Source organism: Bradyrhizobium sp. LHD-71 (assembly GCF_031157255.1).
Lineage (GTDB): Bacteria > Pseudomonadota > Alphaproteobacteria > Rhizobiales > Xanthobacteraceae > P52-10.
In genome coordinates this window covers 1-14,477 of sequence record NZ_JAVIFX010000011.1, presented here as the reverse complement: position 1 = coordinate 14,477, position 14,477 = coordinate 1, and the positions used below count along the sequence as shown (strand labels likewise).

Here is a 14,477-nt window from a genome sequence, read left to right as displayed (position 1 = left end):
GCGTGCTCATTGGACCAGCGTCGCGGCCTTCACGGCCGAGATCGCGGTCTGATAGTTGCTGACGAGTTGCTGGATCGATGCCGCCGACATGTCCAGCACCGGCTTCGGATAGACGCCGAACAGGATGGTCAGCGCGACCATCGGTGCGAGCACGATGCCCTCGCGCAGTGTCAGATCCTTGATGCCGACAAGGCTCGGCTTCTCCAGTGCGCCGAACACCACTTTGCGGTAGAGCCAGAGCGCATAGGCCGCCGACAGAATGACGCCAAGGGTCGCCAGCGTCGCCGTCGGGACATTGACCTTGAAGGTACCGAGCAGCGTCAGGAACTCACCGACGAAGCCGGACGTTCCGGGCAGGCCGACATTGGCCATGGTGAACACCATGAACGCCACCGCATAGAGCGGCATGCGATTGACCAGACCGCCATAGGCGCTGATCTCGCGGGTGTGCATGCGGTCATAGATCACGCCCACGCAAAGGAACAGCGCGCCGGAGACGATGCCGTGCGACACCATCTGGAACACGCCGCCGGCAATCCCCTGCGTGTTGCCGGCGAAGATCCCCATGGTGACGAAGCCCATATGCGCGACGGATGAGTACGCAATCAGCTTCTTGACGTCCTCCTGCATCAGCGCGACCAGCGATGTGTAGACGATGGCAATCACCGACAGTGCGAACACGAACGGCGCAAAGTCGGCTGACGCCAGCGGGAACATCGGCAGCGAGAAACGCAAGAAGCCGTAGCCGCCCATTTTCAAAAGGATGGCCGCAAGGATCACCGACCCGGCGGTCGGCGCCTCGACGTGCGCATCCGGCAGCCACGTATGCACCGGCCACATCGGCATCTTCACCGCAAATGACGCGAAGAACGCAAGCCACGCCCAGGTCTGCATATTGCGCGGCACCGCCGTGCGCATCAACGTCGGAATATCGGTAGTCCCGGCATTCCAGTAGAGCGCCATGATGGCAAGCAGCATCAGCACCGAACCGAGCAGCGTGTAGAGGAAGAACTTGAAGCTCGCATAGACGCGGCGCGGTCCGCCCCACACGCCGATGATCAGGAACATCGGAATCAGGCCGCCCTCGAAGAACAGGTAGAACAGCACCAGATCCAGCGCGGAGAACGTGCCGACCATCAGCGTCTCGAGGATGAGGAACGCCATCATGTATTCGCGCACGCGAACGGTGATCGCCTTCCAGCTGGCCAGGATGCAGAACGGCATCAGCGCCGTGGTGAGAATGACGAACGGCAGCGAAATGCCATCCACCCCCATGTGGTAGGAAATGCCCTGCGCCAGCCACTGCGCCTTCTCGACGAACTGGAAGTCCGGATTCGAGGGATCGAACTGCATCACCAGAATCAGCGAGACGGCGAACGTGATCAGCGTGGTCCAGAGCGCGATCCAGCGCGCGTTGCCTTGCGCAGCCGCGTCCTCGCCGCGGCTGAGCCAGATCAGCAGCGCGCCGACGACCGGAAGGAAAGTAACGACGGAAAGGATGGGCCAGGTCATCGTCAGTTGGCCCCCGCGCCGAACATGAACCAGGTAATCATCATTGCAGCGCCGATCAGCATCGCAAAGGCGTAGTGGTAGAGGTAGCCGCTCTGCAGCCGCACGACGTTACGTGTCACGTCGAGAACACGCGCCGATACCCCATCGGGCCCGAAGCCGTCGATCACGGCACCATCGCCCTTCTTCCAAAGGGTCCTGCCGAGCCACTTCGCGGGTCTGACGAAGATCGCGTCGTAGAGCTCGTCGAAGTACCACTTGTTGAGCAGGAAGCGGTACAGCATCTGGTGTTGGCTTGCGAGTTCGACCGGCAGGTACGGACGGCTGATGTAGAACAGCCAGGCGATCGCAAAGCCGATTACCATCATCACCGTCGGCAGAAGAGCAATCGTCGCTGGAACATGATGGATCTCATCAAGCAGCCCAGGCTTCATCTTCAACGACTCGCGGAAGAACTCCTCCGTTCCATGGCCCGCGAACACGTCCTTGAACGGGAAGCCCGCAAGGATAGACCCCGCCGCCAGCACGAACAGCGGAATGAGCATCACCAGGGGGCTTTCATGCGCCGCCTCGTAATGCTCGCGATCATGCGGCTCGCCGTGGAAGGTCTTGAAAACGAGCCGCCACGAATAGAACGAGGTCAGGGCGGCGGCGATGACCGTCAGGATGAAGCCATAGAGTGCGAACGGGTTATGCGCGACGAACGCGGACTCGATGATCGCGTCCTTTGAGAAGTAACCGGCGGTGAGCGGGAAGCCCGTCAGCGCCAGCGTACCGACCAGCATCATGATGTAGGTGATCGGGATCTTCTTGTAGAGGCCACCCATCTGGCGGATGTCCTGCTCATGATGCATCGCCGTGATCACCGAGCCGGAGCCCAGGAACAGCAATGCCTTGAAGAAGGCGTGGGTGAACAGGTGGAACATTCCGACGGAATAAGCCCCCGCCCCCATCGCCACGAACATGTAGCCGAGCTGCGAACAGGTCGAATAGGCGACAACGCGCTTAATGTCATTTTGCACGAGACCGATGGTGGCGGCGAAGAAGGCGGTCGTCGCGCCGAAGAACATGACCGCGGCCTGCGCGGTCGGGGCGAGCTCAAACAACGGCGACAACCTTGCCACCATGAACACGCCCGCGGTCACCATGGTCGCTGCGTGAATCAGCGCGGAGACCGGTGTGGGTCCTTCCATGGCGTCCGGCAGCCAAGTGTGCAGCAGGAACTGCGCCGACTTGCCCATCGCACCCATGAACAACAAGAGGCAGGTCAACGTCAGCGCGTCCGCGTGCCAGCCGAAGAAGTTGATCGTCTTGCCAGTCAGGCTCGGAGCTGCGGCAAAGATCGTCTCGAAGTCGGTCGACCCGACCAGCATGAAGATCGCAAAGATACCGAGCGCAAAACCGAAGTCGCCGACGCGGTTGACGATGAAGGCCTTGATCGCCGCAGCGTTGGCAGACGGCTTCTTGAACCAGAAACCGATCAGCAGGTAACTCGCAAGTCCCACGCCCTCCCAGCCGAAGAACAGCTGCACGAGATTGTCCGACGTCACCAGCATCAACATCGCGAAAGTGAACAGCGACAAATACGCCATGAACCGTGGCCGGTTCGGATCCTCGGCCATGTAGCCGATGGAGTAGAGGTGAACGAGCGCGGAGACTGTGTTGACGACCACCAGCATGACCGCGGTCAGCGTATCGACCCGCAACGACCACGAGACATTCAAGTCGCCGGACTCGATCCACGGCGCCAGCGCGATACGCGCGTCCTGATGCTGGAATCCGACATTGACCAGCACCACCCACGACAGCGCCATTGAGACGAATAGCAGTGCCGTGGTGATCAGTTCGGCCGCCCGCGAGCCCGCAGCTGCGGGCTCGGTCGGATGGTCGTGCGAATCGTCGTGGTCGTCATGCGCGTGATCGTCATGGGCCTGCGCCGCATGGTCGTGCCCGTGGGCATGATCCATGTCGTCGCCGCTCGGATTGCGTGCATGTGCGCCGACGATCGCGATCAATCCAGCAAGGATCGCGCCGAGCAGCGGCAGGAAGACAATGGCTTGGATCATCTTAGCCGCTCAGCCCTTCATCAGATTGATGTCTTCGACCGCGATCGAACCGCGGTTGCGGAAGAACACGACCAGCACCGCCAGACCGATCGCCGCCTCGGCGGCGGCCACGGTCAGCACCAGGAGCGCAAACACCTGGCCGACGATGTCGTTCAGGAACGTCGAAAACGCCACGAGGTTGATGTTCACGGCAAGAAGGATCAGTTCGACCGACATCAGGATAACGATGACGTTCTTGCGATTGAGGAAAATTCCGAGGATGCCGATCGTGAACAGGATCGCGGCGACAGCGAGATAATGGCCGAGCGTGATGGTCATTCGGCGGCCTCCCTCGGCGGCGTATCCTGCAGGCCCTGCCCGGGCGCAACCTTGACCACTTCCATCGCCATCGCCTTGGTGCGTGCGTTCTGGATCGCGATGTCCTGGCGCTTGACGTTGGGCTTGTGACGCAGTGTCAGCACGATCGCGCCGATCATCGCCACCAGCAGCACAAGGCCGGCGATCTGGAAGTAATGGATGTACTTCGTGTACAGCACCAGGCCGAGCGCCTCGGTGTTGCTGATATTGGCCGGGATCGGCGAGCCGATCGACTGGCTCACGTTCGGATTGATCACCCAGCCGCCGGCCACCAGCAGCAGTTCGGCGAGAAAGATCGCGCCGATCACCAGGCCGACCGGCAGGTAGTTGAGGAAGCCTTCCCGCAACTCAGCGAAGTCGACGTCCAGCATCATGATCACGAACAGGAACAGCACCGCAACAGCACCGACATAGACGATGATCAGGATCATCGCGAGGAATTCCGCGCCCATCAGGATGAACAGGCCGGCTGCGTTCACGAAGGCCAGGATCAGGAACAGGACGGAATGCACGGGATTGCGCGAGGCGATCACCATGACCGCCGACGCCACGCAGACGCCGGCGAACAGGTAGAAGAACAATGCGGGAATAACCATCCCCTACCTCACCGGTACGGCGCATCGAGCGCGATTGATTTCGCGATCTCGCGTTCCCAGCGGTCGCCGTTCGCCAGCAGCTTTGCCTTGTCGTAGTAAAGCTCTTCGCGCGTTTCGGTCGCGAACTCGAAGTTCGGTCCCTCGACGATAGCGTCGACCGGACAGGCTTCCTGGCACAGACCGCAGTAGATGCATTTCACCATGTCGATGTCGTAGCGCACCGTCCGGCGCGTGCCGTCGTTCCGGCGCGGCCCCGCCTCGATGGTGATCGCCTGCGCCGGACAGATCGCCTCGCACAGCTTGCAGGCGATGCAGCGCTCTTCGCCGTTTGGATAGCGGCGCAACGCGTGCTCACCGCGGAACCGCGGCGAGATCGGTCCCTTTTCGAACGGATAGTTCAGCGTCGGCTTCGGCTTGAAGAAGTAGCGCATGGCGAGGAAGAACGCCGACACGAACTCCTTCAGCAGCAGCGACTTGGCTGCGGTTGCGACACTCATGATGTCCTCACTCTCACGGCCCGCATCATTTCGGCGCGAGCCCGGCAAAATGCAGAACGCCGGCGACGATCACCACCGCCGCAAGCGATAACGGCAGAAAAACCTTCCAGCCCAGCCGCATCAGCTGGTCGTAGCGATAGCGCGGCACGATCGCCTTCGCCATCGCAAACAGGAAGAACATGAAGCAGACTTTCAGCACGAACCAGATCACACCCGGAACCCAGGTGAACGGCGCGAACGGAATCGGCGACAGCCATCCGCCCAGGAACATGATCGTGGCGAGCGCGCACATGGTGACGATGGCGCAGTATTCGCCGAGCATGAACATCATGTACGGAGTGGAGCCGTATTCGACCATGAAGCCCGCCACAAGCTCGGACTCCGCCTCCACCAGGTCGAACGGCGGGCGGTTGGTTTCCGCCAGCGCTGATACATAGAAGATGACGAACATCGGCAGCAGCGGCAGCCAGTACCAGCCGAATACGCCGTACTGGGTGTTCTGGGCCTCGACGATCGCAGTCAGATTCAGTGAACCGACGCAGAGCAGCACAGTGATGATGACGAAACCGATCGAGACCTCGTAGGACACCATCTGCGCCGCCGAGCGAAGCGCCGCGAGGAACGGATACTTCGAGTTCGATGCCCAGCCGGCCATGATGATGCCGTAGACCGACAACGACGAGATCGCGAAGATGTAGAGGATGCCGACGTTGATGTCGGCGATCACCCAGTTGAGATTGACTGGAATCACTGCCCAGGCGGCGAGCGCGAGCACGCAGGACACCAGAGGCGCCAGCAGGAACACGCCCTTGTTCGCACCCGCCGGGATCGTCGGTTCTTTCAACACGAACTTCAGGAGATCGGCGAAGGATTGAAAAAGGCCCCATGGCCCGACCACGTTCGGACCACGCCTAATCTGTACCGCCGCCCAGATCTTACGGTCAGCCAAAAGAATGTAGGCGATCGCCACGAGAAGGATGACGAGCATCGCCACGCTCTGCACGACGATAACCAGGAGCGGCCAGAGATAATCGGCCCAGAGTTCGGCGAAAGTCATTGTGGTCACTCCGCCGCCTGCTGAACACGGTCCACGGCAAGCTTTGAGCATTCGGCCATGATTGCCGAGGCGCGCGCGATCGGATTGGTCAGATAGAAGTCGGTCACCGGGCTCTTGAACGGCGTCTTGTCGTAGGCGCCGCTGCCCGCCGCAAGCTTGCGGATATCGTCGGCACCGCCCTGCTCGATCTGATCGATCCGCATCATATGCGGACGGGCCTTGAACAGTGCCTGCCGCAGCGCCGGCAGCGAATCGTAGTCGAGTCTCTTGCCGAGAACATCAGACAGGGCACGAATGATCGACCAGTCGTCGCGGGCGTCGCCCGGCGGGAAACCAGCGCGGCTCGTCATCTGCACGCGGCCCTCGGTGTTGACGTAGATGCCGGCCTTCTCCGTGTAGGCCGCGCCCGGCAGGATCACGTCAGCGCGGTGCGCGCCCTTGTCGCCATGGGTGCCGACGTAGACGACGAAGGTGCCGTCCGCGATATCGATCTCATCGGCGCCGAGCGAGAACAGCACGTCGAGCGTGCCATAGGTGGCCATCTGCACCGCCGTCAGCCCGCCGCCGCTCGGCGCAAAACCGATATCCAGCGCGCCGACCTCGGAGGCGGCATTGTGCAGGATGCCGAACCCGTTCCAGCCGTCCTTCACCGCGCCTGCGTCGAGTGCAATTTTCGCAGCGCTTGCCAGAACCACCGCGCCATCATGACGCGCCGCTGCCCCTGCCCCGACCAGAACGATGGGGTTCTTCGCGTTCTTCAGAACGTCTGCGAACGAATGTTTGCCGGCGGCAAGATCGGCGAGCGTTTCGGGACCTGCGCCAAGATAGTCGTAAGTGAAGGCCAGATCTGCCTTTTCGCCGATCACCGCGACCCGCAAGTTTGCACCGCTCCGCCAGCGTTTGCGGATGCGCGCATTCAAAAGCGCGGCTTCCTTCCGCGGATTCGCGCCGACGATCAGGATGGCGTCGGCCTGCTCGATGCCCGCGATCGACGGGTTGAAAATGTACGATGCGCGACCATGCGCCGGATTGAGCGCCGTCCCGTCCTGTGTCGCAAAGTTCACCGAACCGTATTTGCCGAGCAGGTCCTTTAGCGCGAACATCTCCTCGACGCTTGCGAGGTCGCCGGCGATCGCGCCCATGCGCTTGCCGTCGGAGCGGGCGACCTGCGCGGCGATTGCTGCGAACGCCTCCGGCCAACTCGTCGGCTGCAGTTTGCCGTCGACACGAACGTACGGCCGGTCGAGCCGCTGCGTGCGCAAGCCGTCCACGACGTGCCGCGTCTTGTCGGAGATCCATTCCTCATTGATGGCTTCATTGACGCGCGGCAGGATGCGCATCACTTCACGGCCACGCGTGTCGACGCGAATCGCAGACCCCAGCGCATCCATGACGTCGATCGACTGCGTCTTGCCGAGCTCCCACGGCCGGGCGGCGAACGCATAAGGCTTCGAGGTCAATGCGCCGACCGGGCAGATGTCGACGAGGTTGCCCTGCAGCTCCGAGCTCAGCGCCTGCTCGAGATAGGTCGTGATCTCCATATCCTCGCCGCGGCCGATGGCGCCCATTTCCGGCACACCGCAGACCTCCGCCGAGAAGCGGACGCAGCGCGTGCACTGAATGCAGCGATTCATCGATGTCTTGACCAGCGCACCGAGATACTTGTCCTCAACCGCACGCTTGTTCTCGGCGTAACGGCTGGTGTCGACGCCGTAGCCCATCGCCTGATCCTGCAAGTCACACTCGCCGCCCTGATCGCAGATCGGGCAATCGAGCGGATGGTTGATCAGCAGGAACTCCATCACGCCTTCGCGCGCCTTCTTCACCATCGGCGAGCGGGTGCTGACGCTTGGCAATTCGCCGTTCGGACCGGGACGACAGTCGCGTACGCCCCAGGCGCAGCTTGCGACCGGCTTCGGCGAGCCCTTCAGCTCCACGAGGCACATGCGGCAGTTGCCGGCGATCGACAGCCGCTCGTGGTAGCAGAAGCGCGGAATCTCTGCGCCCGCGGCCTCACACGCCTGCAGCAGCGTGTACTCCGCCGGCACATCGACTTCCTTGCCATCGACGAGAAGCTTGGTCATGGCCTTTACGTCTTCCTCAGCTGGCAACCGGCGTAACGACGCCGGCGTTGAATTCCGCAGAATGCGTGCCGTCAGGTTGCATGGTCCTACTCCGCTGCGACCATAACCGGCTCGGCGGGCCGCGCCGCGTCGGCGTTGCGCGCGAACTCGTCAATGCGCCGCTCGATCTCCGGCCTGAAATGCCGGATCAGCCCCTGGATCGGCCAGGCCGCCGCGTCGCCGAGCGCGCAGATCGTGTGGCCTTCCACCTGTGTCGTCACCTCCAGCAGCATGCCGATCTCGCGCTTGTGGGCGCGGCCCTCGATCATGCGCGTCATGACGCGCCACATCCAGCCAGTGCCCTCGCGGCAAGGTGTGCACTGACCACAGCTCTCATGCTTGTAGAAATACGACAGCCGCGCGATCGCGGCGATGATGTCGGTCGACTTGTCCATGACGATCACCGCAGCGGTCCCGAGACCGGACTTCAGGTTGCGCAGTGTATCGAAATCCATGTGCAGGTCGTTGCACTGCTCGGCCGGCAACAGCGGCACCGATGCGCCACCCGGGATGACAGCCAGCAGATTATCCCAGCCGCCGCGGATGCCGCCGCAATGGGTATCGACCAGCTCCCGGAAGGTGATGCCCATCGCCTCTTCGACGTTGCACGGCTGATTCACGTGACCGGAGACGCAGAACAGCTTGGTCCCGACGTTATTCGGCCGGCCGATGCCGGCAAACCAGGCCGCCCCACGCCGCAGGATGTCTGGCGCAACCGCGATCGACTCGACGTTGTTGACCGTGGTCGGACAACCGTAAAGGCCCATATTGGCCGGAAACGGCGGCTTCAGCCGCGGCTGGCCCTTCTTGCCTTCGAGGCTTTCCAGCAGCGCCGTCTCCTCGCCGCAGATGTAAGCGCCAGCGCCGTGATGCACATAGAGATCAAAGGGATAACCGTGCACGTTGTCCTTGCCGATCAGCTTCGCCTCGTAGGCCTGATCGACCGCGGCCTGCAGATGCTCGCGCTCGCGGATGAACTCGCCGCGCACATAGATGTAACAGGTGTTCGCACCCATCGCGAAGCTCGCAAGCAGACAGCCTTCGATGAGCAGGTGCGGATCATGCCGCAGGATCTCACGATCCTTGCAGGTGCCAGGCTCCGACTCGTCGGCGTTGACGACGAGGTAGTGCGGCCGGCCGTCGTTCTCCTTCGGCATGAACGACCACTTCAACCCGGTCGGAAATCCGGCGCCGCCACGGCCGCGCAGTCCCGACGCCTTCATCTCGTTGATGATCCAGTCGCGGCCCTTTTCCAGAATGGCTTTGGTGCCGTCCCATGCGCCCCGATCGCGGGCGCCCTTGAGGCCCCAGTCCTCGAGACCGTACAGGTTGCGGAAGATGCGGTCCTTGTCGGCGAGCATCGTTGCGATCTTCCTCTATTGCTTCTTCTGCGACGCGTGGCGCCAGGCCATCGCAAAGGCGATGGCTGCGAACATCGCCGTCCACATCAGCGACGTCTGCATATCCGCATGGAGCACCACGCGATTGATGATGAACACGACCAGCGCGATTCCCACCGTGTACAGCAGGACGAAACGCAGCTTGTCATTCGGCATAGCAGCCTCCGTCATGACGTCTTGGCCGTTGCGTCGCCGCTGGGCGGCTTCGGCGCCGGACGCTCCTGCGTATTCGCTGCCTCGCCGGGCTTCTTCGCCTCAGCGTCGGCGACAACAGGCTCCTTCGCCGGCTTCGCGCCCGCGTTGGCGGCGACGTCGGTCTTGAGCGTCGTGATGCCGTCGATGGGCGCGGAGAACTGGCGGCCGTTCTGCGGACCGGGCTTCGGCGGCTTGCCGGCGGCCAGGCCGTCCAGCACCTTGCCGAAGCTTTCCGTGGTCAGATCCTCGTAGGTGTCCTTGCCGATCAGAACCATCGGAGCGTTCACGCACGCGCCGAGGCACTCGACCTCCTCCCAGCTGAAATCGCCGTCCGCCGACACATGAAATGGATCATGGTGGATCCGGCGCTTGCACAGCGCGATCAGCTCGCTTGCGCCGCGCAATTGGCACGGCGTCGTTCCGCACACCTGCACATGCGCCTTCTTGCCGACGGGCTGGAGCTGGAACTGGGTGTAGAAGGTTGCGACCTCGAGCACGCGGATATACGGCATGTCGAGCATATCGGCGACCGTACGAATGGCGGCTTCCGGCAGCCAGCCACCTACCTGCTCCTGGGCGCGCCACAAGATCGGGATCACGGCCGAAGCCTGCCTCCGCTCCGGATACTTCGCGATCCGCTCCTTTGCCCATGCGAGATTCTCATCGCTGAATGCGAAGCTCGCGGGCTGAAGCTCTTTTGGTGCGAGGCGGCGGACAGCCATTTCGAAACTCGTTCCTTCTAATGCTTGCGTACGGGCTCGCCGGAGAGCGCGCGGATGCGGCTCTCCCAGAACGCGCTCGCCGTCGCCAGCACATTGTAGCCGACATTGGATGTCTGCTTGACGCGATTCAAGGCAGCAACATCGCGCAGATGCTCGAAATGACCCGTCGCGCGGTCGTAGCAGAACAGCTTCAGACCTGTCTGCTCGAGGATATGCAGCGAGGCTGCGCGGTCTGCATCGTTGCCCCGCTCCTTGCAGATCAGCACGCAGTCCGATTTCAGCAACCGCTGGCCGCCACGCATGGCCTGAACCTCGGCGCCATCGAGGTCCAGCCTGATGACGTAGCGCCCGAGCGCCGTGATCAGACTTCCGTCGATCAGGCTGTCCAGCGAAATCACCGCGACATCCTCGCCGGCCGGAAGACGCGCCATGCCCGGCCTCTCGCCGATCGCGCGCCGTATCGTCTTGATGCGACTGCCGTTGATCTTCGCATTGTGCGCAAGTCTTGCGAAATTCCTCGACCTTGCTTCGATCGCAATACCACGATGCGCGCCGTACGGCTTGCTCGTGGTAAGCACCGGCCAGTAGCCGTAGCTCGCGCCGCAATCGATCAGCGTGTAGTCGACGTCGGCGATGCCGTTGAGGAAGAGCTCGATGTCCGGTTCGTAGCGATAGTTGCGATCGAGCAGCAGCGTCCAGTTGCCGTCGCCATAGGGAAACGCAAACTGCGCGTCTTCGTTCAACACCACAGTGATATCCCGCCCCGGCAGAACCGAACGAACCGCTTTGCAGCCTGCGGCGAAGCCTCGATAAGACCACGCCGAGCTCAGGCGCGCGCCTGCCTGAAAGGCGTACGCGGCCAGCTGCTCGCGCACCGACGCGCCATCAAAGGCGCCGGTCGCGCGATCAAATGCAAGACGCGGCCCGGCGCTCATCGCCATGCCTCCGTTCGCAATCGCCTCGCTCGCCGCCTCGCGCATTGCCACCTCAGCGCACCGGCTTGCAATAGCGGGTCGTCACATCCGCAGACGATGGCGTCTCGGTGACGACACAGAGCATCAGTCTGTCGCCCTTCTGCAGAAAGAGCCCTGGTCCAGCGGAGGACTGAATTACACCCGCGATTGTAAAGCCGTCCTTCAGGAGCGAGCCGACGCTCTGCTCCTGCGCAACGGCCATACCGGCGCCGGAAGCGATCAGTGCCGAAGCTGCAAACGCGCGCACGATCATCGGTCCACCTCACCGAACACGATGTCGATCGAGCCGAGAATGGCCGAGACGTCAGCGAGCAGGTGGCCCTTGCAAAGAAACTCCATCGCCGACAGATGCGCGAAACCTGGAGCGCGGATCTTGCACTTGTAGGGCTTGTTGGTGCCGTCCGAGACGAGGTAGACGCCGAACTCGCCTTTCGGCGCTTCCACGGCAGCGTACGCCTCGCCGGCAGGCACGTGCACACCCTCGGTATAGAGCTTGAAGTGATGGATCAGCGCCTCCATCGAGCGCTTCATCTCACCACGCCGTGGCGGCGTGATCTTGTGGTCTTCGACGACGACCGGGCCCTGCCCGTCGGCGACGCGCAACTTCTCAATGCATTGCTTCATGATGCGCACGGACTGGCGCATCTCCTCGACGCGGATGCAATAGCGGTCGTAGCAGTCGCCGTTCTTGCCGATTGGAATGTCGAAATCCATTTCGGCATAGCACTCGTAGGGCTGCGACTTGCGCAAATCCCACGCAGCACCGGAGCCGCGCACCATTACACCGGAGAAGCCCCACTTCCAGGCGTCCTCCAGCGACACCACTCCAATGTCGACGTTGCGCTGCTTGAAGATTCTGTTGTCGGTGAGCAGCGTCTCGAGATCGTCGCAGACGGTGAGGAACGGATCGCACCAGTTCCAGATGTCCTCGATCAGCTGTGGCGGCAGATCCTGGTGCACGCCGCCGATGCGGAAAAACGCCGCGTGCATGCGCGAGCCGGATGCACGCTCGTAGAACACCATCAGCTTCTCGCGCTCTTCGAAACCCCAGAGCGGTGGCGTGAGTGCACCGACGTCCATCGCCTGGGTGGTGACGTTGAGCAGATGTGACAGGATGCGGCCGATCTCGCAGTACAGCACGCGGATCAGTTGCCCCCTGCGTGGAACGGCAATGCCCAGCAGCCTTTCCGCCGCAAGACAGAACGCATGCTCCTGGTTCATCGGCGCGACGTAGTCGAGCCGGTCGAAGTATGGAATCGCCTGCAGGTAGGTCTTCTGCTCGATCAACTTCTCGGTGCCGCGATGAAGCAGGCCGATATGCGGATCGACGCGTTCGACCACCTCGCCGTCCAACTCGAGCACGAGACGCAGCACACCGTGCGCCGCAGGATGCTGCGGGCCGAAATTGATCGTGAAATTGCGGAGCTGGGCTTCAGTCATGAACTCTGTTCGCTCTTCTTCGCCTTCTCGTCGCCCGGCAACACGTAATCGGCGCCTTCCCATGGCGAGAGAAAATCGAACTTGCGGAACTCCTGGTTCAGCCGCACCGGCTCATACTTCACCCGCTTTTCCTGATCGTCGTAGCGAACCTCGACGAAGCCGGTCAGCGGGAAGTCCTTGCGCAGCGGATAGCCGTCGAAGCCGTAGTCGGTGAGGATGCGGCGCATGTCGGGGTGACCGGTGAAGATCACGCCGTAGAGGTCGAACGTCTCGCGCTCGAACCAGTCGGCTCCCGGAAACTCCCCGACGATGGATGGCACCAGCGTCGTTTCGTTGGCGGGGATCTTGATGCGGACGCGCGTGTTCAGGTACGGCGACAGGAAGTGATAGACGACTTCGAAGCGGTGCGGTCGGCCAGGGTAGTCGACAGCTGTGACGTCGGTGAAGTTGACGAAGCGGCAGCGCGGATCGTCGCGCAGGAATTTCACGACGTCGACGATTTTTGCGGCGTCGGCCTCGAGCGTCAGCATGCCGTGGGACAGGCTGCGGCCCGTCACCGCCTCCGGCAATGCTTCTGCAATCGCCGCGCCTAGCTGGTCGAGTTGGGTGTCGTCCATTGGCTGATCCTCACCGCTCGATCGTGCCGGTCCGGCGGATCTTCTTCTGCAGCAGCATCACACCGTAAAGCAGCGCCTCGGCTGTCGGCGGGCAGCCCGGCACATAGATGTCGACCGGCACAATGCGGTCGCAACCGCGGACGACCGAGTAAGAGTAATGGTAGTACCCGCCGCCGTTGGCGCAGGAGCCCATCGAGATCACATAGCGCGGCTCCGGCATCTGGTCGTAGACCTTGCGCAGTGCCGGCGCCATCTTGTTGGTAAGCGTCCCCGCGACGATCATCACGTCCGACTGCCGCGGCGACGCACGCGGCGCGAAGCCGAATCGCTCGGCGTCGTAACGCGGCATCGACATCTGCATCATCTCGACCGCACAGCAGGCGAGCCCGAACGTCATCCACATCAGCGAACCGGTACGCGCCCAAGTGATCAGGTCGTCGGTCGCAGTGACGAAGAAGCCCTTGTCGGCGAGCTGGTTGTTCACATCGACGAAAAACTGATCGTCCGCGCCGACCGGCTGGCCGGTCCGCGGATCAAGAACGCCGGTCGACGGCTTCGACACGACGGTGTCACGTGTTTGAATCAATCCCATTCGAGCGCGCCCTTCTTCCACTCATAGGCGAAGCCGATGGTCAGCACCGCAAGAAACACCATCATCGACCAGAAACCGGTGGCTCCGAGCTGACCGAACGCCACCGCCCAGGGAAACAGGAAGGCGACTTCGAGGTCGAAGATGATGAACAGAATGGCGACCAGATAGAACCGGACATCGAACTTCATGCGTGCATCATCGAACGCATCGAAGCCGCACTCATAGGCCGACAGCTTTTCCGGATCGGGGTTGCTGTAGGCGAGCATGAACGGCGCGATCAGCAGCGCGAGGCCGATCACGCTGGCAATGCCGACGAACACCACAAGCGGCAG

The 14,477-nt window shown here is 62.4% G+C and carries 16 protein-coding genes; all 16 read right to left on the bottom strand.

Annotated elements, in window-relative coordinates; translation table 11 throughout:
* Positions 1-6: 6 nt before the first annotated feature.
* Positions 7-1,512, bottom strand: a complete 1,506-nt coding sequence (locus RCO31_RS13585; protein WP_308968937.1) for an NADH-quinone oxidoreductase subunit M — start codon at positions 1,510-1,512, stop codon at positions 7-9.
* 2 nt (positions 1,513-1,514) lie between these two features.
* Positions 1,515-3,575 (bottom strand): NADH-quinone oxidoreductase subunit L, encoded by a 2,061-nt coding sequence (gene nuoL, locus RCO31_RS13580; protein ID WP_308968936.1) that lies wholly within the window; start codon positions 3,573-3,575, stop codon positions 1,515-1,517.
* 9 nt (positions 3,576-3,584) lie between these two features.
* Positions 3,585-3,893, bottom strand: a complete 309-nt coding sequence (gene nuoK, locus RCO31_RS13575; RefSeq protein ID WP_308968935.1) for an NADH-quinone oxidoreductase subunit NuoK — start codon at positions 3,891-3,893, stop codon at positions 3,585-3,587.
* A complete protein-coding gene (locus RCO31_RS13570) occupies positions 3,890-4,528 on the bottom strand; it encodes an NADH-quinone oxidoreductase subunit J (protein WP_308968934.1) in 639 nt (212 codons plus the stop codon). Before RCO31_RS13570 ends, nuoK begins: the two co-directional genes overlap by 4 nt.
* Positions 4,529-4,536: 8 nt before the next feature.
* A complete protein-coding gene (gene nuoI, locus RCO31_RS13565; RefSeq protein WP_308968933.1) occupies positions 4,537-5,025 on the bottom strand; it encodes an NADH-quinone oxidoreductase subunit NuoI in 489 nt (162 codons plus the stop codon).
* 25 nt (positions 5,026-5,050) lie between these two features.
* Entirely contained in the window at positions 5,051-6,082 is a 1,032-nt protein-coding gene (nuoH, locus tag RCO31_RS13560; protein WP_308968932.1) for an NADH-quinone oxidoreductase subunit NuoH, read from the bottom strand.
* 5 nt (positions 6,083-6,087) lie between these two features.
* Entirely contained in the window at positions 6,088-8,166 is a 2,079-nt protein-coding gene (gene nuoG / locus RCO31_RS13555) for an NADH-quinone oxidoreductase subunit NuoG (protein ID WP_308968931.1), read from the bottom strand.
* 86 nt (positions 8,167-8,252) lie between these two features.
* Complete coding sequence (gene nuoF / locus RCO31_RS13550) at positions 8,253-9,566, bottom strand: NADH-quinone oxidoreductase subunit NuoF (protein WP_308968930.1); 1,314 nt, start codon at positions 9,564-9,566, stop codon at positions 8,253-8,255.
* A 15-nt stretch (positions 9,567-9,581) separates the two neighbouring features.
* Positions 9,582-9,761: a hypothetical protein gene (locus RCO31_RS13545; protein WP_308968929.1), complete on the bottom strand. Its 180-nt coding sequence runs from the start codon at positions 9,759-9,761 to the stop codon at positions 9,582-9,584.
* A gap of 11 nt (positions 9,762-9,772) precedes the next feature.
* Positions 9,773-10,522, bottom strand: a complete 750-nt coding sequence (gene nuoE, locus RCO31_RS13540; protein ID WP_308968928.1) for an NADH-quinone oxidoreductase subunit NuoE — start codon at positions 10,520-10,522, stop codon at positions 9,773-9,775.
* A 17-nt stretch (positions 10,523-10,539) separates the two neighbouring features.
* Positions 10,540-11,502, bottom strand: coding sequence for an FkbM family methyltransferase (locus tag RCO31_RS13535; protein ID WP_308968927.1), 963 nt, complete (start codon positions 11,500-11,502; stop codon positions 10,540-10,542).
* Between the two features lie 7 nt (positions 11,503-11,509).
* A complete protein-coding gene (locus RCO31_RS13530; RefSeq protein WP_308968926.1) occupies positions 11,510-11,749 on the bottom strand; it encodes a hypothetical protein in 240 nt (79 codons plus the stop codon).
* A complete protein-coding gene (locus RCO31_RS13525; protein WP_308968925.1) occupies positions 11,746-12,936 on the bottom strand; it encodes an NADH-quinone oxidoreductase subunit D in 1,191 nt (396 codons plus the stop codon). The genes RCO31_RS13530 and RCO31_RS13525 overlap by 4 nt, the downstream gene beginning before the upstream one ends.
* Positions 12,933-13,553 carry an NADH-quinone oxidoreductase subunit C gene (locus tag RCO31_RS13520; protein ID WP_308968924.1) on the bottom strand — a complete coding sequence of 207 codons (621 nt, stop codon included), beginning with the start codon at positions 13,551-13,553 and terminating at the stop codon, positions 12,933-12,935. Before RCO31_RS13520 ends, RCO31_RS13525 begins: the two co-directional genes overlap by 4 nt.
* A 10-nt stretch (positions 13,554-13,563) precedes the next feature.
* A complete protein-coding gene (locus RCO31_RS13515; protein WP_308968923.1) occupies positions 13,564-14,145 on the bottom strand; it encodes an NADH-quinone oxidoreductase subunit B family protein in 582 nt (193 codons plus the stop codon).
* On the bottom strand, positions 14,136-14,477 hold a 342-nt coding region (locus RCO31_RS13510), incomplete at its 5' end, for an NADH-quinone oxidoreductase subunit A (protein WP_308968922.1). The genes RCO31_RS13510 and RCO31_RS13515, both read right to left, overlap by 10 nt.

Excerpts from the sequence above, each read along its gene's own strand:
- nuoF (WP_308968930.1), bottom strand. The coding sequence starts at position 9,566 with ATGCTCGCCGACAAGGACCGCATCTTCCGCAACCTGTACGGTCTCGAG.
- RCO31_RS13520 (WP_308968924.1), bottom strand. The coding sequence starts at position 13,553 with ATGGACGACACCCAACTCGACCAGCTAGGCGCGGCGATTGCAGAAGCA.
- RCO31_RS13525 (WP_308968925.1), bottom strand. The coding sequence starts at position 12,936 with ATGACTGAAGCCCAGCTCCGCAATTTCACGATCAATTTCGGCCCGCAG.
- nuoL (WP_308968936.1), bottom strand. The coding sequence starts at position 3,575 with ATGATCCAAGCCATTGTCTTCCTGCCGCTGCTCGGCGCGATCCTTGCT.
- nuoH (WP_308968932.1), bottom strand. The coding sequence starts at position 6,082 with ATGACTTTCGCCGAACTCTGGGCCGATTATCTCTGGCCGCTCCTGGTT.
- nuoE (WP_308968928.1), bottom strand. The coding sequence starts at position 10,522 with ATGGCTGTCCGCCGCCTCGCACCAAAAGAGCTTCAGCCCGCGAGCTTC.
- RCO31_RS13535 (WP_308968927.1), bottom strand. The coding sequence starts at position 11,502 with ATGCGCGAGGCGGCGAGCGAGGCGATTGCGAACGGAGGCATGGCGATG.
- RCO31_RS13570 (WP_308968934.1), bottom strand. The coding sequence starts at position 4,528 with ATGGTTATTCCCGCATTGTTCTTCTACCTGTTCGCCGGCGTCTGCGTG.
- nuoK (WP_308968935.1), bottom strand. The coding sequence starts at position 3,893 with ATGACCATCACGCTCGGCCATTATCTCGCTGTCGCCGCGATCCTGTTC.
- RCO31_RS13530 (WP_308968926.1), bottom strand. The coding sequence starts at position 11,749 with ATGATCGTGCGCGCGTTTGCAGCTTCGGCACTGATCGCTTCCGGCGCC.
- RCO31_RS13585 (WP_308968937.1), bottom strand. The coding sequence starts at position 1,512 with ATGACCTGGCCCATCCTTTCCGTCGTTACTTTCCTTCCGGTCGTCGGC.
- nuoI (WP_308968933.1), bottom strand. The coding sequence starts at position 5,025 with ATGAGTGTCGCAACCGCAGCCAAGTCGCTGCTGCTGAAGGAGTTCGTG.
- RCO31_RS13515 (WP_308968923.1), bottom strand. The coding sequence starts at position 14,145 with ATGGGATTGATTCAAACACGTGACACCGTCGTGTCGAAGCCGTCGACC.
- RCO31_RS13545 (WP_308968929.1), bottom strand. The coding sequence starts at position 9,761 with ATGCCGAATGACAAGCTGCGTTTCGTCCTGCTGTACACGGTGGGAATC.
- nuoG (WP_308968931.1), bottom strand. The coding sequence starts at position 8,166 with ATGACCAAGCTTCTCGTCGATGGCAAGGAAGTCGATGTGCCGGCGGAG.